Source organism: Mucilaginibacter sp. P25 (genome assembly GCF_050859465.1).
In the GTDB taxonomy this organism is placed as follows: Bacteria; Bacteroidota; Bacteroidia; order Sphingobacteriales; family Sphingobacteriaceae; genus Mucilaginibacter; species Mucilaginibacter gossypii.
Window position 1 is genome coordinate 1,131,116 of sequence record NZ_CP193937.1, and the last position, 16,285, is coordinate 1,147,400.

General features: G+C 42.2%; 12 protein-coding genes and 2 pseudogenes. 5 read left to right on the forward strand and 9 right to left on the reverse strand.

Annotated features, from left to right (window positions below):
- Nucleotides 1–75: 75 nt before the first annotated feature.
- Nucleotides 76–1,263: a TlpA disulfide reductase family protein gene (locus ACRQ5D_RS05985; protein WP_176625469.1), complete on the reverse strand. Its 1,188-nt coding sequence runs from the start codon at nucleotides 1,261–1,263 to the stop codon at nucleotides 76–78.
- Nucleotides 1,264–1,321: 58 nt separating this feature from the next.
- Entirely contained in the window at nucleotides 1,322–2,503 is a 1,182-nt protein-coding gene (locus ACRQ5D_RS05990; protein WP_431199232.1) for a formimidoylglutamase, read from the reverse strand.
- Between the two features lie 166 nt (nucleotides 2,504–2,669).
- On the opposite strand from ACRQ5D_RS05990, the gene ACRQ5D_RS05995 reads away from it, so the two are divergent.
- Nucleotides 2,670–3,638 (forward strand): NAD-dependent epimerase/dehydratase family protein, encoded by a 969-nt coding sequence (locus tag ACRQ5D_RS05995; RefSeq protein WP_431199233.1) that lies wholly within the window; start codon nucleotides 2,670–2,672, stop codon nucleotides 3,636–3,638.
- Nucleotides 3,639–3,645: 7 nt separating this feature from the next.
- Here the strand turns inward: ACRQ5D_RS05995 and ACRQ5D_RS06000 are convergent, their stop codons facing one another.
- Both ACRQ5D_RS06000 and ACRQ5D_RS06005 read right to left on the reverse strand, forming a co-directional pair.
- Complete coding sequence (locus ACRQ5D_RS06000; protein WP_188834316.1) at nucleotides 3,646–3,939, reverse strand: HigA family addiction module antitoxin; 294 nt, start codon at nucleotides 3,937–3,939, stop codon at nucleotides 3,646–3,648.
- Between the two features lie 30 nt (nucleotides 3,940–3,969).
- Nucleotides 3,970–4,284: a type II toxin-antitoxin system RelE/ParE family toxin gene (locus ACRQ5D_RS06005; protein WP_431199234.1), complete on the reverse strand. Its 315-nt coding sequence runs from the start codon at nucleotides 4,282–4,284 to the stop codon at nucleotides 3,970–3,972.
- A gap of 185 nt (nucleotides 4,285–4,469) precedes the next feature.
- On the opposite strand from ACRQ5D_RS06005, the pseudogene ACRQ5D_RS06010 reads away from it, so the two are divergent.
- A pseudogene (locus ACRQ5D_RS06010) lies at nucleotides 4,470–5,758 on the forward strand (HAD-IB family phosphatase).
- On the opposite strand, the gene ACRQ5D_RS06015 reads toward ACRQ5D_RS06010, so the two are convergent.
- Nucleotides 5,755–6,237: a universal stress protein gene (locus ACRQ5D_RS06015; protein ID WP_176844445.1), complete on the reverse strand. Its 483-nt coding sequence runs from the start codon at nucleotides 6,235–6,237 to the stop codon at nucleotides 5,755–5,757. The pseudogene ACRQ5D_RS06010 and the gene ACRQ5D_RS06015 sit on opposite strands and share 4 nt — an antisense overlap.
- Nucleotides 6,238–6,321: 84 nt before the next feature.
- Between ACRQ5D_RS06015 and ACRQ5D_RS06020 the strand changes: the two are divergent.
- Both ACRQ5D_RS06020 and ACRQ5D_RS06025 read left to right on the forward strand, forming a co-directional pair.
- A pseudogene (locus ACRQ5D_RS06020) lies at nucleotides 6,322–7,274 on the forward strand (tryptophan 2,3-dioxygenase family protein).
- A 129-nt stretch (nucleotides 7,275–7,403) separates the two neighbouring features.
- Nucleotides 7,404–8,474 (forward strand): branched-chain amino acid aminotransferase, encoded by a 1,071-nt coding sequence (locus tag ACRQ5D_RS06025; protein WP_431199236.1) that lies wholly within the window; start codon nucleotides 7,404–7,406, stop codon nucleotides 8,472–8,474.
- 170 nt (nucleotides 8,475–8,644) lie between these two features.
- Here ACRQ5D_RS06025 and ACRQ5D_RS06030 read toward each other — a convergent pair whose 3' ends face one another.
- Together ACRQ5D_RS06030 and ACRQ5D_RS06035 are read right to left on the reverse strand one after the other, a co-directional pair.
- Entirely contained in the window at nucleotides 8,645–9,004 is a 360-nt protein-coding gene (locus tag ACRQ5D_RS06030) for a hypothetical protein (protein ID WP_431199237.1), read from the reverse strand.
- Between the two features lie 208 nt (nucleotides 9,005–9,212).
- Nucleotides 9,213–9,494: an ATP-dependent Clp protease adaptor ClpS gene (locus ACRQ5D_RS06035; RefSeq protein WP_090530789.1), complete on the reverse strand. Its 282-nt coding sequence runs from the start codon at nucleotides 9,492–9,494 to the stop codon at nucleotides 9,213–9,215.
- Between the two features lie 99 nt (nucleotides 9,495–9,593).
- Here ACRQ5D_RS06035 and ACRQ5D_RS06040 point away from each other — a divergent pair, with 99 nt between their 5' ends.
- On the forward strand, nucleotides 9,594–10,463 hold the full coding sequence (locus ACRQ5D_RS06040) for a hypothetical protein (protein ID WP_431199238.1): 870 nt from the start codon (nucleotides 9,594–9,596) through the stop codon (nucleotides 10,461–10,463).
- A gap of 84 nt (nucleotides 10,464–10,547) precedes the next feature.
- Here ACRQ5D_RS06040 and ACRQ5D_RS06045 read toward each other — a convergent pair whose 3' ends face one another.
- The gene (locus ACRQ5D_RS06045; protein WP_431199239.1) at nucleotides 10,548–13,238 is read right to left on the reverse strand and encodes a hypothetical protein; all 2,691 of its coding nucleotides are present in this window, start codon (nucleotides 13,236–13,238) and stop codon (nucleotides 10,548–10,550) included.
- A 238-nt stretch (nucleotides 13,239–13,476) separates the two neighbouring features.
- Nucleotides 13,477–16,194, reverse strand: a complete 2,718-nt coding sequence (locus ACRQ5D_RS06050) for a TonB-dependent receptor plug domain-containing protein (protein WP_091167413.1) — start codon at nucleotides 16,192–16,194, stop codon at nucleotides 13,477–13,479.
- Between the last annotated feature and the right edge of the window lie 91 nt (nucleotides 16,195–16,285).

Genomic DNA, 16,285 nt, shown 5'->3' on the forward strand with positions numbered 1-16,285 from the left:
ATTAAATATCCGGCTAATTCAACGGTGAATATGACATATTAATTAATATTGCCCTGGCAGGGGCCATATTATCAATTAATTGTATTTTCCAAATAGCTGTTCCAGTTTGGCATCAAGATCTTCGCCGCGCAGATTTTTTGCAATGATTTTTCCCTGCGGATCGATCAGGAAGTTTTGAGGGATAGATGTTACTGAATATAACGCCGCTGCCTGGTTGTTCCAGAATTTAAGATCAGATAATTGCGTCCATTCCAATCCGTCGCTTTTAATGGCAGCAAGCCATGCCGATTTGCCGTCGGGCCTATCCAACGAAACCCCAACTACCGTAAAGTTTTTGTTTTTGAACCTTGCATAGTTACGTACCACGTTCGGGTTTTCCTGGCGGCAGGGACCGCACCATGATGCCCAAAAATCAAGTAACACATACTTGCCCCTGAACGACGATAGCTTTACAGGTGTTCCGTTAACGTCGTTTTGTATAAAATCAGGAGCTTCGGAGCCAATAGCCGTAACTTTTAGGGCGTCGAGCTGCACCTTCATCATTTTACCGGCTTCGGTATCTTTGATTTTTTGAGATAACGAATTGTATAATGGCTCAACTTCGCTAAGGTCGGGAGCAGGACCACTTACCGAGGTTAGTGCAAGTAAGCTCAAATAACTATCGGGGTTAGCTGCAATAAAGCTTTTCAAGGTTGTTTTTTGCTCTGTTTGCAGGGCTTTATACCTTGCCTGCATGGCACTCCTGAAAGCTGCCGATTTTTGCTGCTCCGGCGTTGCTGCCTTAGCCTCAGCCATCAGTTTTTCTCCTTTTTGATTGATGGCTTTTAACTGAGCCTGGAGTTTTACATTATCTGTATTAAGTTGCGAACCTGTGATCTGCGCTTTATCTATCGAATCTTTACTGGTGATGGTAATGGTACCTTTTTCCAGGAAAAAATCTATGTCGTCGGCCGTCTTTGAAATCAGGCTGCCGTTATCGGCATATTTATAGTTACCATCGATAAATTTTTCGAGGGGTAAACCCTTATAGTTAACAGCTAATGTGGCATTAACGGGGTTAAATATCGTGCCGGTAAATGAAAATGCACCGTTAACCACATTGGCCGAATCGGTAACATTATTAGCACCCAGTTGGTACGATAAATATACTTTGGCGGGTGTGGTGACATTGCCTAATTTACCATTAATAACAAAGGTGTCTGTAGCCTGTGCAAGCGCAGTTACCGGCAGCATGGCGGCTATGTAAAAAAATAATTTCTTCATTAAAATATATAAAAACTCTACGCTGCTAACGTCTGAGCAAGGGTTAAAATTGTGAATATCAGTTTAATTTTTGATATGTGCGCCACCAAAGGTCCGGTAATTCGCCGGATGTTGCTGTTTTGTAATCGGCATAGCTGCAGGGTACCAAATGAAAACGTTCGTTTGGAGAACCTGCCGACGGGTAGGGCACCTGCATCCACCAGCGGTCGGATTTTTTACTTTTTACAAATATTACTTCCTGGTCGTCGTGGGTTAAGCTAGTTTTATAAATAAGGTATTGGGATTTAGGGTTAAGCGGAAAATCGCGCTTGCGATTGTAAAAACCGTCAATAAAATACCAGATCATTTGCGCCAGCTGCCAGGCGGTTTGCCCGTTACTGTCAAAAGCCGGGTTAAATTCATAAAAACCTATCGAAGTAAGTTTATCATTAAAACCCGCGTAACGGCAGAGCTGGCAGGCTTCTTCGCCATAAAAACCATTTGGCGTGGCATTGGCATTCCCCATGGCATCGGCAGCCCGGATAGCACCGATATCGAAGCTCACCATGCTGGCATTACGGATGGCAGGTTCAGTAACAGCAATATTGCCGCTCAGTTCGCCTAAACGGTGTACATCAAAATAAAGTTTGTCCATTACCCGCAGGCTGTCCTGGCTTACAAAATAGGTTTGGTAGCCAAGGTTGCTGAAGTTGAACAGGTAATTGGGATCATGCAGGAATATTTTGTTGAGATAGGAAGCAGAAGTAGTTTCAATACTTTCGCCGTGATTATCTTCATCCAAATCAAAATGCGAATCGATTACCACCAGGTCAACTTTCTGTTCAAGCTCCTCATAACCCAGGTACTGGGCGTAAGTAAGATCCTGTCCCCCGCCTAAAATAACGGGGATGATGTCTTTTTTGATCAGTTCGCTCACTACCGTTTTAACAGCGAAGTAGGTGTCTGTTACCTTTTCGCCGGCACGGATATTGCCCAGGTCGGCAATTTTTACAGAATAGCCGCCTTCGTTTAACTGGTATAATTTTTCGCGGATGTAATCAGGGCCAAGTGAACAACCGGGGTTGCCAATTGCATTACGATCATCCATAACACCAATAATAGCGATATCAGTTTTCTCTTCCAAATCAGGAAAATCGACAGAATAATGCACAATTTTATCGCCAAGCTGGCTGGTATAATAGCCTTTTTTAGGAGCTATCTTTTTAAGATCAATCGGCGTAAAAAAATCAGCTAATGACATAATTATTTAATGTGCAGATTTCAGATGTGCAAATGTGCAGATTTTTTAGCCTAAAGCTTAAGGCTAAAAGCAGAAAGCTTTTCTTACCATGTTGCTTAAGTTTAAAAAAGAAAGCTTTAGGCCTTAGGCTTTCTGCTTTGAGCTAAAAAATAATCACATTTGCATCATGATCTTAATAACAGGCGCAACTGGTTTTCTCGGGGCCGAACTGGCAAAACTATTGGTTACCACTACCGGGCAGCGAATCCGCTGCACCAAAAGGGCAAGTTCAGTTATCCCAAGATTACTGTTGCCATACCAGGGAAACATCGACTGGGTTGACGCCGATATAATGGATATTTTTGCATTAGCCGATGCTCTTGATGGCGTTACCCAAGTTTACCATTGTGCCGCCTGGGTATCATTAAAGCAGGCGGATAAAAAGCCGATGATCAGTACCAATGTTACCGGGACTGCCAATTTGGTTAACCTTTGCAACGAGCGCGGTATAAGAATGGTACATGTAAGCTCAATTGCTGCCATTGGTGCCGCAAAACCAGGGGAGTTAATTACAGAGAACCACCACCTTGAACAGTCAACAGAAAATGATGGCTATGCCATATCCAAATTAGAGAGTGAGATGGAGGTTTGGCGTGGAATAGCCGAAGGTTTGGACGCTGTTATTGTTAATCCCTCTTTGATAATTGGCGCGAGTGCCGGCACCCAGGGCAGCGGCGCTTTATTCAACACGGTACGTAAGGGGCTCAAATTTTATACTTCGGGCACTATAGGTTTTGTTGATGTAGAAGATGTTGCCAAATTCATGGTAGGCTTAATGAACAGTGATATCACTGCCGAACGTTATATCATCAGTGCCGAAAACCGCGATTATAAAGGTATGGTTACCGAGATAGCAAAAGGTTTCGGCATCAAGCCACCCGCTATTTTTGCTAAACCCTGGATGATGGAACTGGCCTGGCGCGGGGCCGCTTTTGTTTCGGCTATAACCGGTGGTGTTCCGGCTATAGATAAAACATCGGCACAAGCGGCTTCATTAACCCGCGAGTTTGATAATTCAAAAATTAAAAAGGCTATTGGGTTTGAGTTTAAGCCCATCAGTAAAACGATAGGGGAAATTTGTGAGGCGTTAAAATAATAAGAGGTTAAACCGATAACTCTTCTGCTCTGGCAATAAATAAATCATATTCCATTTGCAATCCTAACCAGTAATGGGAACTGATCCCTAAAAACTTTTCAAGCCTTACGGCGAGCTTTGCAGAAATATTTCTTTTGCCCGCAAAAATTTCACTTAAATGGTGCGGCAAAATATGGAGGGCTTTAGCTACATCCTTTTTAAGGATTGCCCTTTCTTCAATTTCTTCCTGCAAAAATTCGCCCGGATGAAATGCTTCTATTTCAATTTCCTTACCATTATGATCTAATACCTGATTATTCATAGTAAGTATAAAGGGCTCCTGGCCCGAGTTTTATGAGTAGTGGTTGTTGATCTCTTCAATGCAAATAATCTCTAACCTGCTGATCTCGTTGTTTTCAATCCGAAATATTAAACGGTAAGATATATTCAATCGTATTGAATACTTTCCTTCATATTTCTTTCCTTTTAGTTTTTCAAAGTGTAAGCTTTTAATCATCCTCAAATCAGCAGTGCTTTTTGCCTGTTTGATTTGATACAGTCGTTTTCTAAAAGCTTTGATCACTTCGTCCGGAAAAGGTGATTTTCCGGCAACTTTATTGTAATTGGCCACTTCGCCCAGAAAGTGATCTTCAATTATTACTTCCATTGCTATGGTTGTTTAAATATAAATGATTTAGGAGATTTCATTTGAGAGGTTTTGAGTATTAACTGAATTGTTAATAATGTCAAATATATCTTAAAGAAACCATATTACCAAAAAAAGGTTATTTTATTTAAACTACAAACTCTCTATACTTCCTCAGCAAATTTTTTCGCACCTTTGCAGCCAAGATGGAACAGTACTTTATTATTGATTTCGATAGCACCTTTACACAGGTTGAGGCCCTTGATGAACTGGCCCGGATCTCTCTAAAAAATCGCCCCGACCGCGAAGATATCTACAAACAGATAGAAGATTTGACCAATGCATCGATGGAAGGTAAACTATCGTTTACCGAAAGTTTAGAGCGCAGGGTAAAATTGCTCAACGCCAATCGCGATCATTTAAAGCAACTGATCAGCCATCTTAAAAAGAAAGTTTCTACCTCTTTTTCGCGGAATACTATCTTCTTTAAAAATCACCAGGACGAGGTTTTGATCGTATCCGGTGGGTTCAAAGAGTTCATTACCCCGGTAGTTACCGAGTATCATATCAAAAAAGAAAATATCTACGCCAACACTTTCGTGTTTGACGAGGAAGGCAATATTATAGGTTACGACCGCGAAAATCCGCTTTCGCAGGAGGGCGGTAAGGTAAAGCTGCTGAAAGAGCTTCAGTTACCGGGCGATATTTATGGTATCGGTGATGGTTATTCTGATTTCCAGTTAAAGGAATCGGGCATGATCAAAAAGTTTTTCGCTTTTACCGAAAACATCGAACGTAAATCAGTAGCCGAAAAGGCCGACCATATTACCCCAAGCTTTGACGAGTTCCTCTATCTGAATAAACTGCCGCGTGCCATCTCCTACCCTAAAAACCGTATTAAATGTTTGGTTGTGGGCAATGTGGATGAGGATGCCTTAGACCAGCTTAAAAAGAGGGTTACAACATGCGCCACCGCGACGATGTTGAAGAAAAATATCTTGAAGAAGCCGGTGTGTTATTTTGCGACGAAGAACATCAGCCAAGTGCCGAACAAGTTCAAAATGCAGGCAGGTTAAAGGTGATTGGTATTTTTGGCAAATGTAACCGCAAGCTGGCCGATGCTGCTGCCGAAAACGGGATCATCATTTTTGACGACCCAAGGCATAACCCGCACAGTACTGACTTTTTACCCAAAAGGGTGATGGCTTTCATGAATGAAGGTAAAACACATACCAGTTGCAATTTCCCCGATCTGCAGCCGCCGCGTGTTAACAATGCCCACCGTTTAATTCATATCCATAAAAACGTACCGGGGATACTGGCTAAAATTAACGATGTATTTGCCCGCCATAATATTAACATTGTGGGTGAATTCCTGGTTACCAACCCGCAAATAGGGTATGTAATTACCGACGTTAATACAGGCTATGATACTGAAGTGTTGAACGAGTTAAAAGCGATTGAGCATACCATTAAGTTCAGGCTTTTATATTAATTTTTCGCTTCAATATAAGGCACAACCAATACAGGGATCAATGATTTGTTGACCACCTGCTCGGCAACGTTGCCTAAAAAGAATTTATCGATACCGGTACGGCGGTGAGTGCCTAAAACTATCAGGTCGGCATTAAATTCTTTACCGCATTCAATAATACCCTCGGCTGTTGAACCGTATTGGGTGAAATGAGCTATTTCCAGTCCTTCACCCCATTCTTTTGCCGTCTGATCCAGCAATGCGGCAGAGCGCTCGGTCTGCAATGTTTCTAATTCTGTGCCTGGCAAATTTATATTAGGATCAAATGGCATCCCTCCTAATAAACCGTCCTGGGTATCGGTGGGAACAATGATGGGTTCAACGATGTGTACCAAACCAACTTCGGCACTATAGGTATGGGCTATATCAAAAGCGTAGGCCGCTGCATAACGTGAAAATTCGCTTTCATCAATACCGATGAGTATCTTCCTGATCTTCATAATAATATTTATAAGGCTTGTATCCATTATAACAACCTAATACAGATATGTTTTAGCAGTATACTATTTTATTACCTTTGAAGTATGCATTTCTCTACCGAAATTGAAGACCGGCTAAATCAACTGCAGGAAAAGTACGAAGCTATGGGCCAGGATATGAACTCATACCTTGATGGCCTGCTTTATGCAGATTTTTTAACCTACTGGGATTATATCCACCTGGATACCCTGTTGAGCTTACAAAACCCTAAAACCCCTTTTCCCGACGAGGAGATCTTTATCATTTATCACCAGATAACTGAATTGTATTTTAAGCTGGCCCTGCATGAGTGCAAACAAATTGCCGAAGCAACGCCGCTGACAGCCGAGTTTTTTACAGCGCGGTTAAAAAGGATCAACAGGTATTTTGGTGCCTTAACCCACTCGTTCGAAATCATGGTTGACGGCATGGAAAAAGAGCAGTTCCTGAAATTCAGGATGTCGTTGCTGCCGGCAAGCGGTTTTCAGTCGGGCCAGTACCGGATGATCGAGATCTACGCTACGGATTTTATAAACCTGGTTGCTAAAGATAAACGTGAGGAACTGCAGCATGCAACTATTGAAGCGCAATTTGAATACCTGTACTGGAAGTTTGGCGCTACCGAACTTTCCACCGGTAAAAAGACTTTGACGCTGAAACAGTTCGAAAAAAATATTCAAAAACATTTATTGAACTGGGCAAAGCTGCCGTTAAGCACAATTTTAATACACTGGCAAAAAAGTTTGAAACATCATCAGAACTGACTCCTGAATTGCGTAACGAATTGCGCCAGCTGGATATCAATGTCAATGTAAACTGGCCGCTTTCACATTATAAATCGGCGGTGCGTTACCTTAATCGTGAGCCGGAGGATATTAAGGCAACAGGCGGCACTAACTGGCAAAAGTACCTGCCGCCGCGTTTTCAAAAGCGAATCTTTTACCCCTGGGTATGGAGCGAAGAGGAAAAAGAGAACTGGGGTAAGGCCTGGGTTGATGATGTGCTGAGTAGTAATTGAACCTGGCAATCATATTGTCAAAATGATATTTTTATGTGTGATAATCACCATTTAACTATGCAAATTTTTGGCGCAGGCCATAAAAATGCCTAACTTGCCATTTTCTATAATTTATTAATTTTTAATGCCATGACCGAGACATTGGACATCAAGATCAGCAGGACAACTGCTTCCCGTTTGCAGCAAACGGACTTTGACAACTTACCTTTTGGAAAAACTTTTTCTGACCACATGTTTGTGGCCGATTACGCGGACGGTGAATGGAAAGATCTCTCGGTCATTCCCTACGGCGAAATTGGTCTAAGCCCTGCAATTTCAGCACTTCATTACGGACAAGCGTTTTTTGAAGGACTGAAAGCCTATAAACATGCTGATGGAAAAATTACCGTTTTCCGCCCGGATAAAAATGCTATCCGTTTCAACAAATCGGCCGAGCGCCTTTGCATGCCAACCCTGCCCGAAGAGATCTTTTTGCAAAGTATAGCTACTCTGGTTGACCTTGACCGCGACTGGGTACCTTCAAAGCCAAACCATGCTTTGTATATCCGTCCGTTCATGTTCGCTACTGATCCGTACCTGGGGGTAACACCGTCTTCAACTTATAAATACATGGTATTGATTGGCCCCGTTGGCCCGTACTTTTCAAAACCATTGCGTGTTAAAATTGAAACACACTATACCCGCGCTGCCGAAGGCGGTATGGGTTATGCCAAAGCTGCCGGTAACTACGGAAGCTCCATGCTGCCGGCCCGCAAAGCAACTGAAGAAGGTTTTGATCAACTGATTTGGACTGATGCCAAAGAGCATAAGTTTATTGAAGAAATGGGCGCTGCTAACGCGATGTTCCTGCTGGATGGTAAACTGATCACAGCCGAAGCAAAAGATACGATATTAGATGGTGTAACCCGCGATACCGTTATAGCTTTAGCCAAAGAGTGGGGTATCACTGTTGAAGAACGCAAAGTTTCTGTAGCCGAGATTGTTGAAGGTGCTAAAAATGGCAAACTTACCGATGCCTTTGGTGCCGGTACTGCCGCAACTATAGCTCCTGTAGCTTCAATCAGCTACGAAGGCCAGGAGTATTTCCTGAGCGATCCGAAAACACGTGAGTTTTCGAACAAAGTATTTGATACACTGGATGCCATTAAATATGGTAATGTTCCGGATACGCATAACTGGAATTACCTGGTTAGCGAATAATTATCAGTTAACATAAAACACAAAACGCCCCGGAAAATCCGGGGCGTTTTACATTTACAAATCTCTATGTCATTGCGAGCGCAGCGTGGCAATCGCACGTAAGCAAGTCCGCTCTGTATAGCATGCGATTGCCACGCTGCGCTCGCAATGACATGATTTTAGTGATATTCTTAAAAACTACACCCCGAAGCCGGCGTAATCCCTTCTCTATCCATTGTTAACGACGGTTTGCCTTTTTTGAAAGTCACTATCCAGATACTGTCGAAATCACTATCGGGCCATTCCAGGTCTTTAACTTTCATGCCTAAAGCTTTCAGTAAAGGTTTAATTTGATTATGTTCCCATACAATAAGGATGGTGCCTTTTTTTGAGGTAAGCTCTTTAGCGACGCCGTTATCATCCTCTTCTTCAAAATTACTGTTGACGGAGAGATTATATTTTGCAGCAAACGGCGAGATGGTTTGGAACATGCGCACCCTCGCGGTTGATTTACCCTGGTGCATTGCCGGCACATAAATATGATCGGGCAAACCGAATTTGGCTTTTAAAACCTCGGGTAGTTTAAGCGAGCGGTTAAACCCGGCGCATGAAAGGTTATCACCAATATCGGGCTTTTCGGCATGACGAATGAATACCAGTTTCAGGTTTTTGCCCTGGCCGCAGGCGATCAGGCTTGCCCAACCGACTAATAAAAAAATAAAAATGATCTTTTTAGCATGTCGGTTATTTTTTAGCGTGTTATTCTACTGAAACTGTTAAGCCCTCCTGCTGGAGGATCTTCCGGTAGATCTCCATTTCGGTAAAAGAGCCTTCCAGTACGGCGCATTTGCCTTCGTTATGTACTTTCCATGCTATCTTTTCGGCTTGGGGTTCAGAGTAATCCAGGTATTTCATCATGCAGTGGATCACGTGGTCAAAAGTGTTAAAATCATCGTTCCAGAGTATTAAACGATGCATCTCTTTAAGTCCTGCAAGTAACTCTTCGAGGGTAAATGTTTCTTCCTGTACTTCAGTTGGCATACGTAACTACAAATTTACTCAAAAACAATAATAAAAAAGTTAAAATCGTGTTCCATGGTCTTAAAAATCATGTTACACAAAACCCCTAAAAAATTTCACATGAAAAAAGCATCCCCGGCTTTTGTTTTAGCATTAACTGCACAACTTTTGGCATCTCATCATTCATCGGCCCAAAGTACTCAAAACAGCTTACAGGGCCCGCCCGCTAATATTAACATTGATGGCGATCTGAAAGAATGGGGCGACAGCCTGCGTTATTACAACGAAGAGAAGAAGCTGAACTACGCGCTGGCCAATGATAAGGATTACCTGTATGCCGCTATCCGCATTAGCGACAGGCTTGATAAGATGAAAGTGTTAAATGCAGGGATTACACTGAGCATTGATCCTAAAGGGAAAAAGAAAGATAGTTTTATGCTTACTTTTCAGTTGGCAGCCCCGGATGAAAAGCCGGAGTTTGCCAAGCCAAAAGATGATAACGGCGAAATTACCCAAGCCGACCGTGACGAGCTGATGCGCGAGCGGATAACCAAACTGCGATATATTAAAGTTGTTGGATTTAAGGATATTGATGGCGATATGATCACCACATCAAATACCTACGGCATTAAAACAGCGATAAATTACGATGCCAATGGCGATTTGGTTTATGAAGCGGCCATACCCTTAAGTTTTTTCCACGCCGGTAATGATGCTTTTAAAAATGAGTGGGCTTTTAATTTTAAGATCAACGGTTTCCAGCGACCGGCAGGCACAGGTGGGGGCGAGCAAGACGGTGGCAGCTTTGGCGGCGGCGGTGGTCGCGGCGGACGAGGTGGAATGGGCGGAGGCGGCATGGGTGGCAGCCGTGGCGGAAGAGGAGGTCGCGGTGGTATGGGAGGCGCTATGGGCCGCGGTGCGGCGGGCGGTGCAGGCGAAATATCAAAATCTGTTGATTTTTGGGAGAAGTATTATTTGAGCAGTAAATAAGTTTGCTCGCCAAAAATAAAGTCCGAAAGAGATAAACATTAGCATTGCTTAAATCTTTCGGACTTTCTGACTGCGGACTTAATATCATTCCACCTTATACCTATAAACCTGCCTTCCTAAATTACCATCGACATCAATGCCTTCAATAACAATACGGTAAGTGCCCTTTGTATCTGCATTAAAATATTCAAACGTTGCTTTGCCGTCCTTATCTGTAAAAAGACCAGGTTGCCAATATATAGCGTTTCTCAGATCTGTGCCTTCTGTTTCATTAGCTGTGTGCCGGTATTTGGGCGAATAAAATACGCGGGATTTTGAAAATCCTTTAAATGGATAAGTTATGAGGCCGGAGGGAGATTCGCTGGTTACAAAATTGTTATTCCCGCGTTTGGTGGTGATCACCAGGGCACCAGCCCCCACGCTTGAGCCGTAAATCGCTATGCTTGCGCCACTACGCAATACTTCAATACTATAAATATCATTGGCGTTAACGTTATTTAGGGCATAGCCGTTTAAGATATTCCCATCAACAATAACAGACATCTTTCCGCCGCCCCTCGTATTTCGTGGACTACCATCTTTATCATAATAAACACCAAAAACGCGCCCAATGAGGCAGTCAGACAAACGAATGCATCCACTACCAATTTTATCACCCATAATTACCTGGTCAGCATTGCCAGGTCCGTTCAGGTTCTTGGAATAGCTCATGTCCGGTTTTTTGTTAATTCTTTTAGCCGTGATATTTACCTGTTTAAGTACGGTGGTATCTGTGCCTGCTTTGCGTTTGGTAGTTATTACAATGATGGGGGCGGATGCTCTGGGGTCAATGGGTGCGATTATATGAATGCTTTCAATCTCACTGGCTAATAGGCTGCTTAAGATATCAGGTGTGTAACTTATACCATCCACTAATATCCCCTTGGTGGTATCTTGAATAGCTTGAACAGGAGACGCTGCTGGTTTGCGGATATAAGCTGATTTTTGGCCAAAGTAAAGTGGTTCAGTCCAAAACAATGCGTCTCCTAACGAACTGAAGTTTTTATTTCTTAACTTACTCATGTCAAGTTTTCTGTCCTGTATTGTGCCATATCTGTTTAATTCCGCCAAGCTTTTATTTTTTTCACCTTTTATTTTTACCTCCTTAAGCTGCACCCCGTTTTTAAGAGAATCTATCTGTCGTTTTTTCCTGATTTCGGTAGCATTCATTCGCAGAATTACGATTTGCTCCGGTGATAGATCAAGCAAATCGTTATTATCACCCGCGTGCTTAGACTTATTTATTACAGGATAGTCAGGCTGTTTTACATAAATGGATACGTTTTTCCCGTTGTTTTGCTTGCGTGCCCTGAGCACTATTTTTGAAGTGTCGGAAAGATCAAGGTTGCTGAATTTAAAATCACCGTTGGCATCTGTTACGGTATCAATAAATAAATTATCAGCAGTTGATGTGAGGCTTATTTTTCCATTAGATAAAAGCCCTCCTGATGATGATTTCAATGTTCCGGTTAATGTAAGTGCATCTTCGGGCTTGTAAATAACAGCAGGCAGTTTTTCATCTAAAATATTTGCCCAATCAAACCTCCGGTACCCCTGGGTAAGCATTAATATATCAAGATCGGCATTTTTTTTATCGTCGATGTTTGTGAAATAATAATTAGGCTTTTCAATAAAGCCCTTTATATCTGAAGTAAATAACAGATTGTTAATTATTGTAGGCTCTGCGTCTTCTTTAAAGCTAACCCTGCTTTCATTAATTACCGCTACCGAAAATGAGCCTACAACAGCCTTGTTATCGATATCTACAGCTTTAATATCGATAGACATTTTTTGTCGGCCCCGGGCTTTGTCGCCGGCACCACTTATAGCCAGTTTGAGGTTGTCATTACCGCGGATAAAAACTACACGTTCATTTATTGGACTATGATCCGGCCCTAATAAAGCAAGTTGCAATATGCCGGATGGAAACCTATTCTTCTCTACTTTAATTAAAAACGATTGCTCTGATAATTTAAAGGCAGTAGTATAATAAACCTTGCCCGCTACCTGGCCAATCAAATAAAACGTCGAATCACGTTGTTGTGCAAATGTTGGCGCTCCCGGGGTGATCTTTATCCTGAGTGAGTCGGCCATGCTGTTATTGACAGTTAAAACAAGTCCATCATCTTTGGCCAAGGGGAGGTCAGTACTAAATTTGGTGCCGCTTTTATCAGTAATCTGTACTTTATAGTTTTTACCTTTTTGCGGTGTAAGTGCAAACACCCCCATCCCTAAATGCTGTGTGCTAAATTCAGTTACAACGGTTCCCGTATTATCTGTTATGATACCACTTACATCTTCGCCAAGGCCAGCGGCATTTAACACCTTTATGGCTACTTTTGAACGAAGGCCATTAATGAGAAATCCGCCTTCCGGAAAGAATTGAACGTCGGGTTGCGATATTAAATGCTGCTGTGCGGCTTGCCCGGTCAAAATTTCGATCCCTCCAATTTGCAAAGATTGATCATAAAAATAGTCCGTACCTGCGTTTCGCATCCAGTTTGTATACGCCCTAACATGGTAAGTTCCGTCAATGATTGAATTGCCTAATGCGAATTCGCCCCGTGTTGTGCCCGAAGCCAGTTTGAATATTTTACGATTTATTACAGAATCTTTGGGGTTTATAAGTTCCACATACAAAACACTACTTAATGCAGATAGTTGATGTTGCGGGCCGATAACTGTATAGGCTTTAAACCAAATAGTATCACCCGGCAAATAATTAGGTTTATTCAAGTGTAAATAAACTTTTTCAGTTGGATAGGCTGACGACCACTTATTAAGCGAATTAACAGCCTTGTTTAAAAGCAGAGTATTAGTTTGTGCTGTACATGCAAGTCTGTATAATAAAAAAATAGCAAAAAGGGTTATGCGAAAAGGTTTCATAAGGTTTAAGTGTTATTATTCTAATATATTAGTTAATATTAGACTTACACAATATAAATAGATTAATTACACCCTCATTCTATTTTTATTATTCCACCTTATATCTATAAACCTGCCTTCCTAAATTGCCATCGGCATCAATACCTTCAATTATTACACGATATGTACCTTTAGCATCGGCGTTAAAAAAGCTCATAGATGTATTGCCATTCTTATCAGTTAATAAGCCTGGTGCCCAGTAAATGGTGCTGCGAAGGTCCTGCATTTGGGCATTGGTTTTAGGATCATCATATTTAGGCGAATAAAATTCGCGCGCTTTATAATATCCCTTAGGAGCATAGGTGACAATACCCGGCGCGTATTTATTGTAAACACTTTCACCGCCGCGCTTGGTTGTAATAACCAAAAGGCCGCCAGCTCCCCTTGAGCCATAAATTGCAGTGTTGCCAATGCTGCGTAAAACTTCAATAGTGGCAATATCATTTACATTTAAGTTATCCAGGAAATCGCTTCCTACATAGGTTCCATCAAGTACAATTTGCATGGGAGTTCCCGGGCTGCGGGTTGAATAAGGCGTGCCGTTACGAAAAATCACACCGGTTAATCTGCCTTGTAAAATCTGGGATAGCATTCCACCCCCGTACATCAGATTTTTGCTGGTAAGTGTTTGATCTGCATTGCCGGGTCCATTAAGGTTAGAAGAGTTTTTAAATGGGTTTTCCCGCTTTTCGCGGATCACTACTTCCTTTAATACGATAGTGTGGTTCCCAATACCGTATTTTACCTGCTCGTCATAAAGCTTTTTACTGTTCAACAGATAGGCCGATGCGCCATCGTTGATGTTGACCTGGATATCGGGTGCGTTTTTATTTGGCCCAACGGGTTGCGGGGTGACATTGTCAAGCGTGATGTCGAGATTTTTGCGGTCTTTAGCAGTGCGCGCCTGGATCACAAACTTGATACTATCCCTAAAAACAAGGTCTTTAAAAGTAAACTTACCTTCGGCATCAGCCACGGTATCAATAATAAAAGTTCCTCCCGATGTTGAAAAAAGGGTAACCTTGCCATTAGGTACAGGCTTGCCACCAAAAGTTTTGAGGTGCCCGGTTACTTCCAGAGATTTTTCGGGCTTGAAGACTATTGGGGTAAATTTATCAGCAAGCAGTTGTTTCCATTCAAAGCGATGGTAGCCCTGGGTAAGCATCAGTGCATCAAGGTTGTCCTTGGTTTCGTTACTTACATTAGTAAAGTAATAGTTCGGTTTTTCAATATACCCTTTCAGATCGGAGGTGAGCAGCAGTGTTGAAAATATAGAACTTTCATTTGTTTCATCAGTAGTAACTTTTGATTCATCAATAACCGATGCCGAAAAACTACCCACAACGGGTTTATCCTCACTGTTTTTAGCGTTGAGATTAATAGTAACTTTTTCGCGGGGTTTATAGTTCTGTTTTTCGGAACTAACGGCAAGCTTAAGCTGATCTGAGTTTTGAACAAAGATGAGGCGCTCGTTCAAAGGCTCACCGGTTGCCGAAAACAGCGTGAACTGTATAATGCCCGATGGGAATTTATTTTTAGGGATGGCAGCCGAAAAGGATGTTGCCCCATCCTTACTTTTGCCCGCATAACAAAGCTCGCCGCCAGATTGCGCTATCAGCGTTAAACCCGATAATGAAGCTGTGCCGTTACCGGTGCTTTTACCGGGAACGATGGATACAAACACCTTATCGTCGCGCATGCTGTTGACACTTAATACATAGCCATTATCAACTGCTTTGGGCAAATCGAAAACACCTTCAGAGCCATCAGCATAAGTGATGTGCGCTTTATAGTTTTTACCACTTTCAGGCTCAAAGGTAATAGTACCCATGCCAAAATGACTCTCGCCCAATGGCGCAACCTGGTTGTTTTGATCGTCGGCAATAAAGCCTTTAATATCAACCCCTAACCCGTCGGCACCAACAGCTTTAAAAGCTACTTTTTCAAAAACACCATTAATTAAATTTCCGCTCTCCGGAAAAAACTGAACATCGACCTTGTTTGATAGCGTTTTTATAAGTACGGCTTTGGCTATAGTATGCTTTTCATCCAATTTAACCTCGGTATTGATATGGCCGGATGTTATTGAAACTGCCTGACCCGTTGTGAAGCTGACTGTGAGGTTCCCTTTATCATCAGTTACACCTTTCCCCCGGGCGATTGATTTCCCGTTTATTTCAACTTCATAGCTTACTGGTTTATTAACATAGGCTATACCGTTGAGGTCTGTGTATGTAGTAATAGCAGTTACTTTTTGTTTGTCGTTTAAGGTGCTGTAGGCATAGGCGGTTTTGGTGAAAACCTTGTTACTGATTCCGTTTACCACAGTGATGGTTTTATTGAAGAAATAGGCCTCTCCTTCGTTTCGCATCCAGTTGGTATAAGCGCGAATGCGGTAATTTCCTTCAGTCATACTATCGGCCAAAGCAAAATCGCCCGCGGCCAGGCCAGCTGTTAACGGCAGTTTAAGGCTGCGTTTTACCGAATCGTTATCATCAATAAGGTCAACATTCAGGGTTTCGCTATAAGCCGAAAGCTTATGCTCACTGCCTATAGTAACATAGGCTTTAAACCAGATATCCTCGCCAATTGCATAATAGGGCTTATCAAAGTGCAGGTAAACTTTTTCCTGCGGATGATCGGTACGCCATTTATCAAGCTGGGCAATGATTTTTGTTACCAGTTCATCATCGGGTTTTATAAAAGCTAAGGTAGCACCGGCAATTAAGGTGATCAGGATTCCAACTGATAGGCGTTTTAGGTTCATAGAAAGATAAATCTTGAACTACCAAGATACGCAAAAAAGTACCAAGTCGTATTAAGTCTGAAGTTCGAAGTCTTTAGTCGAAAATCTGACT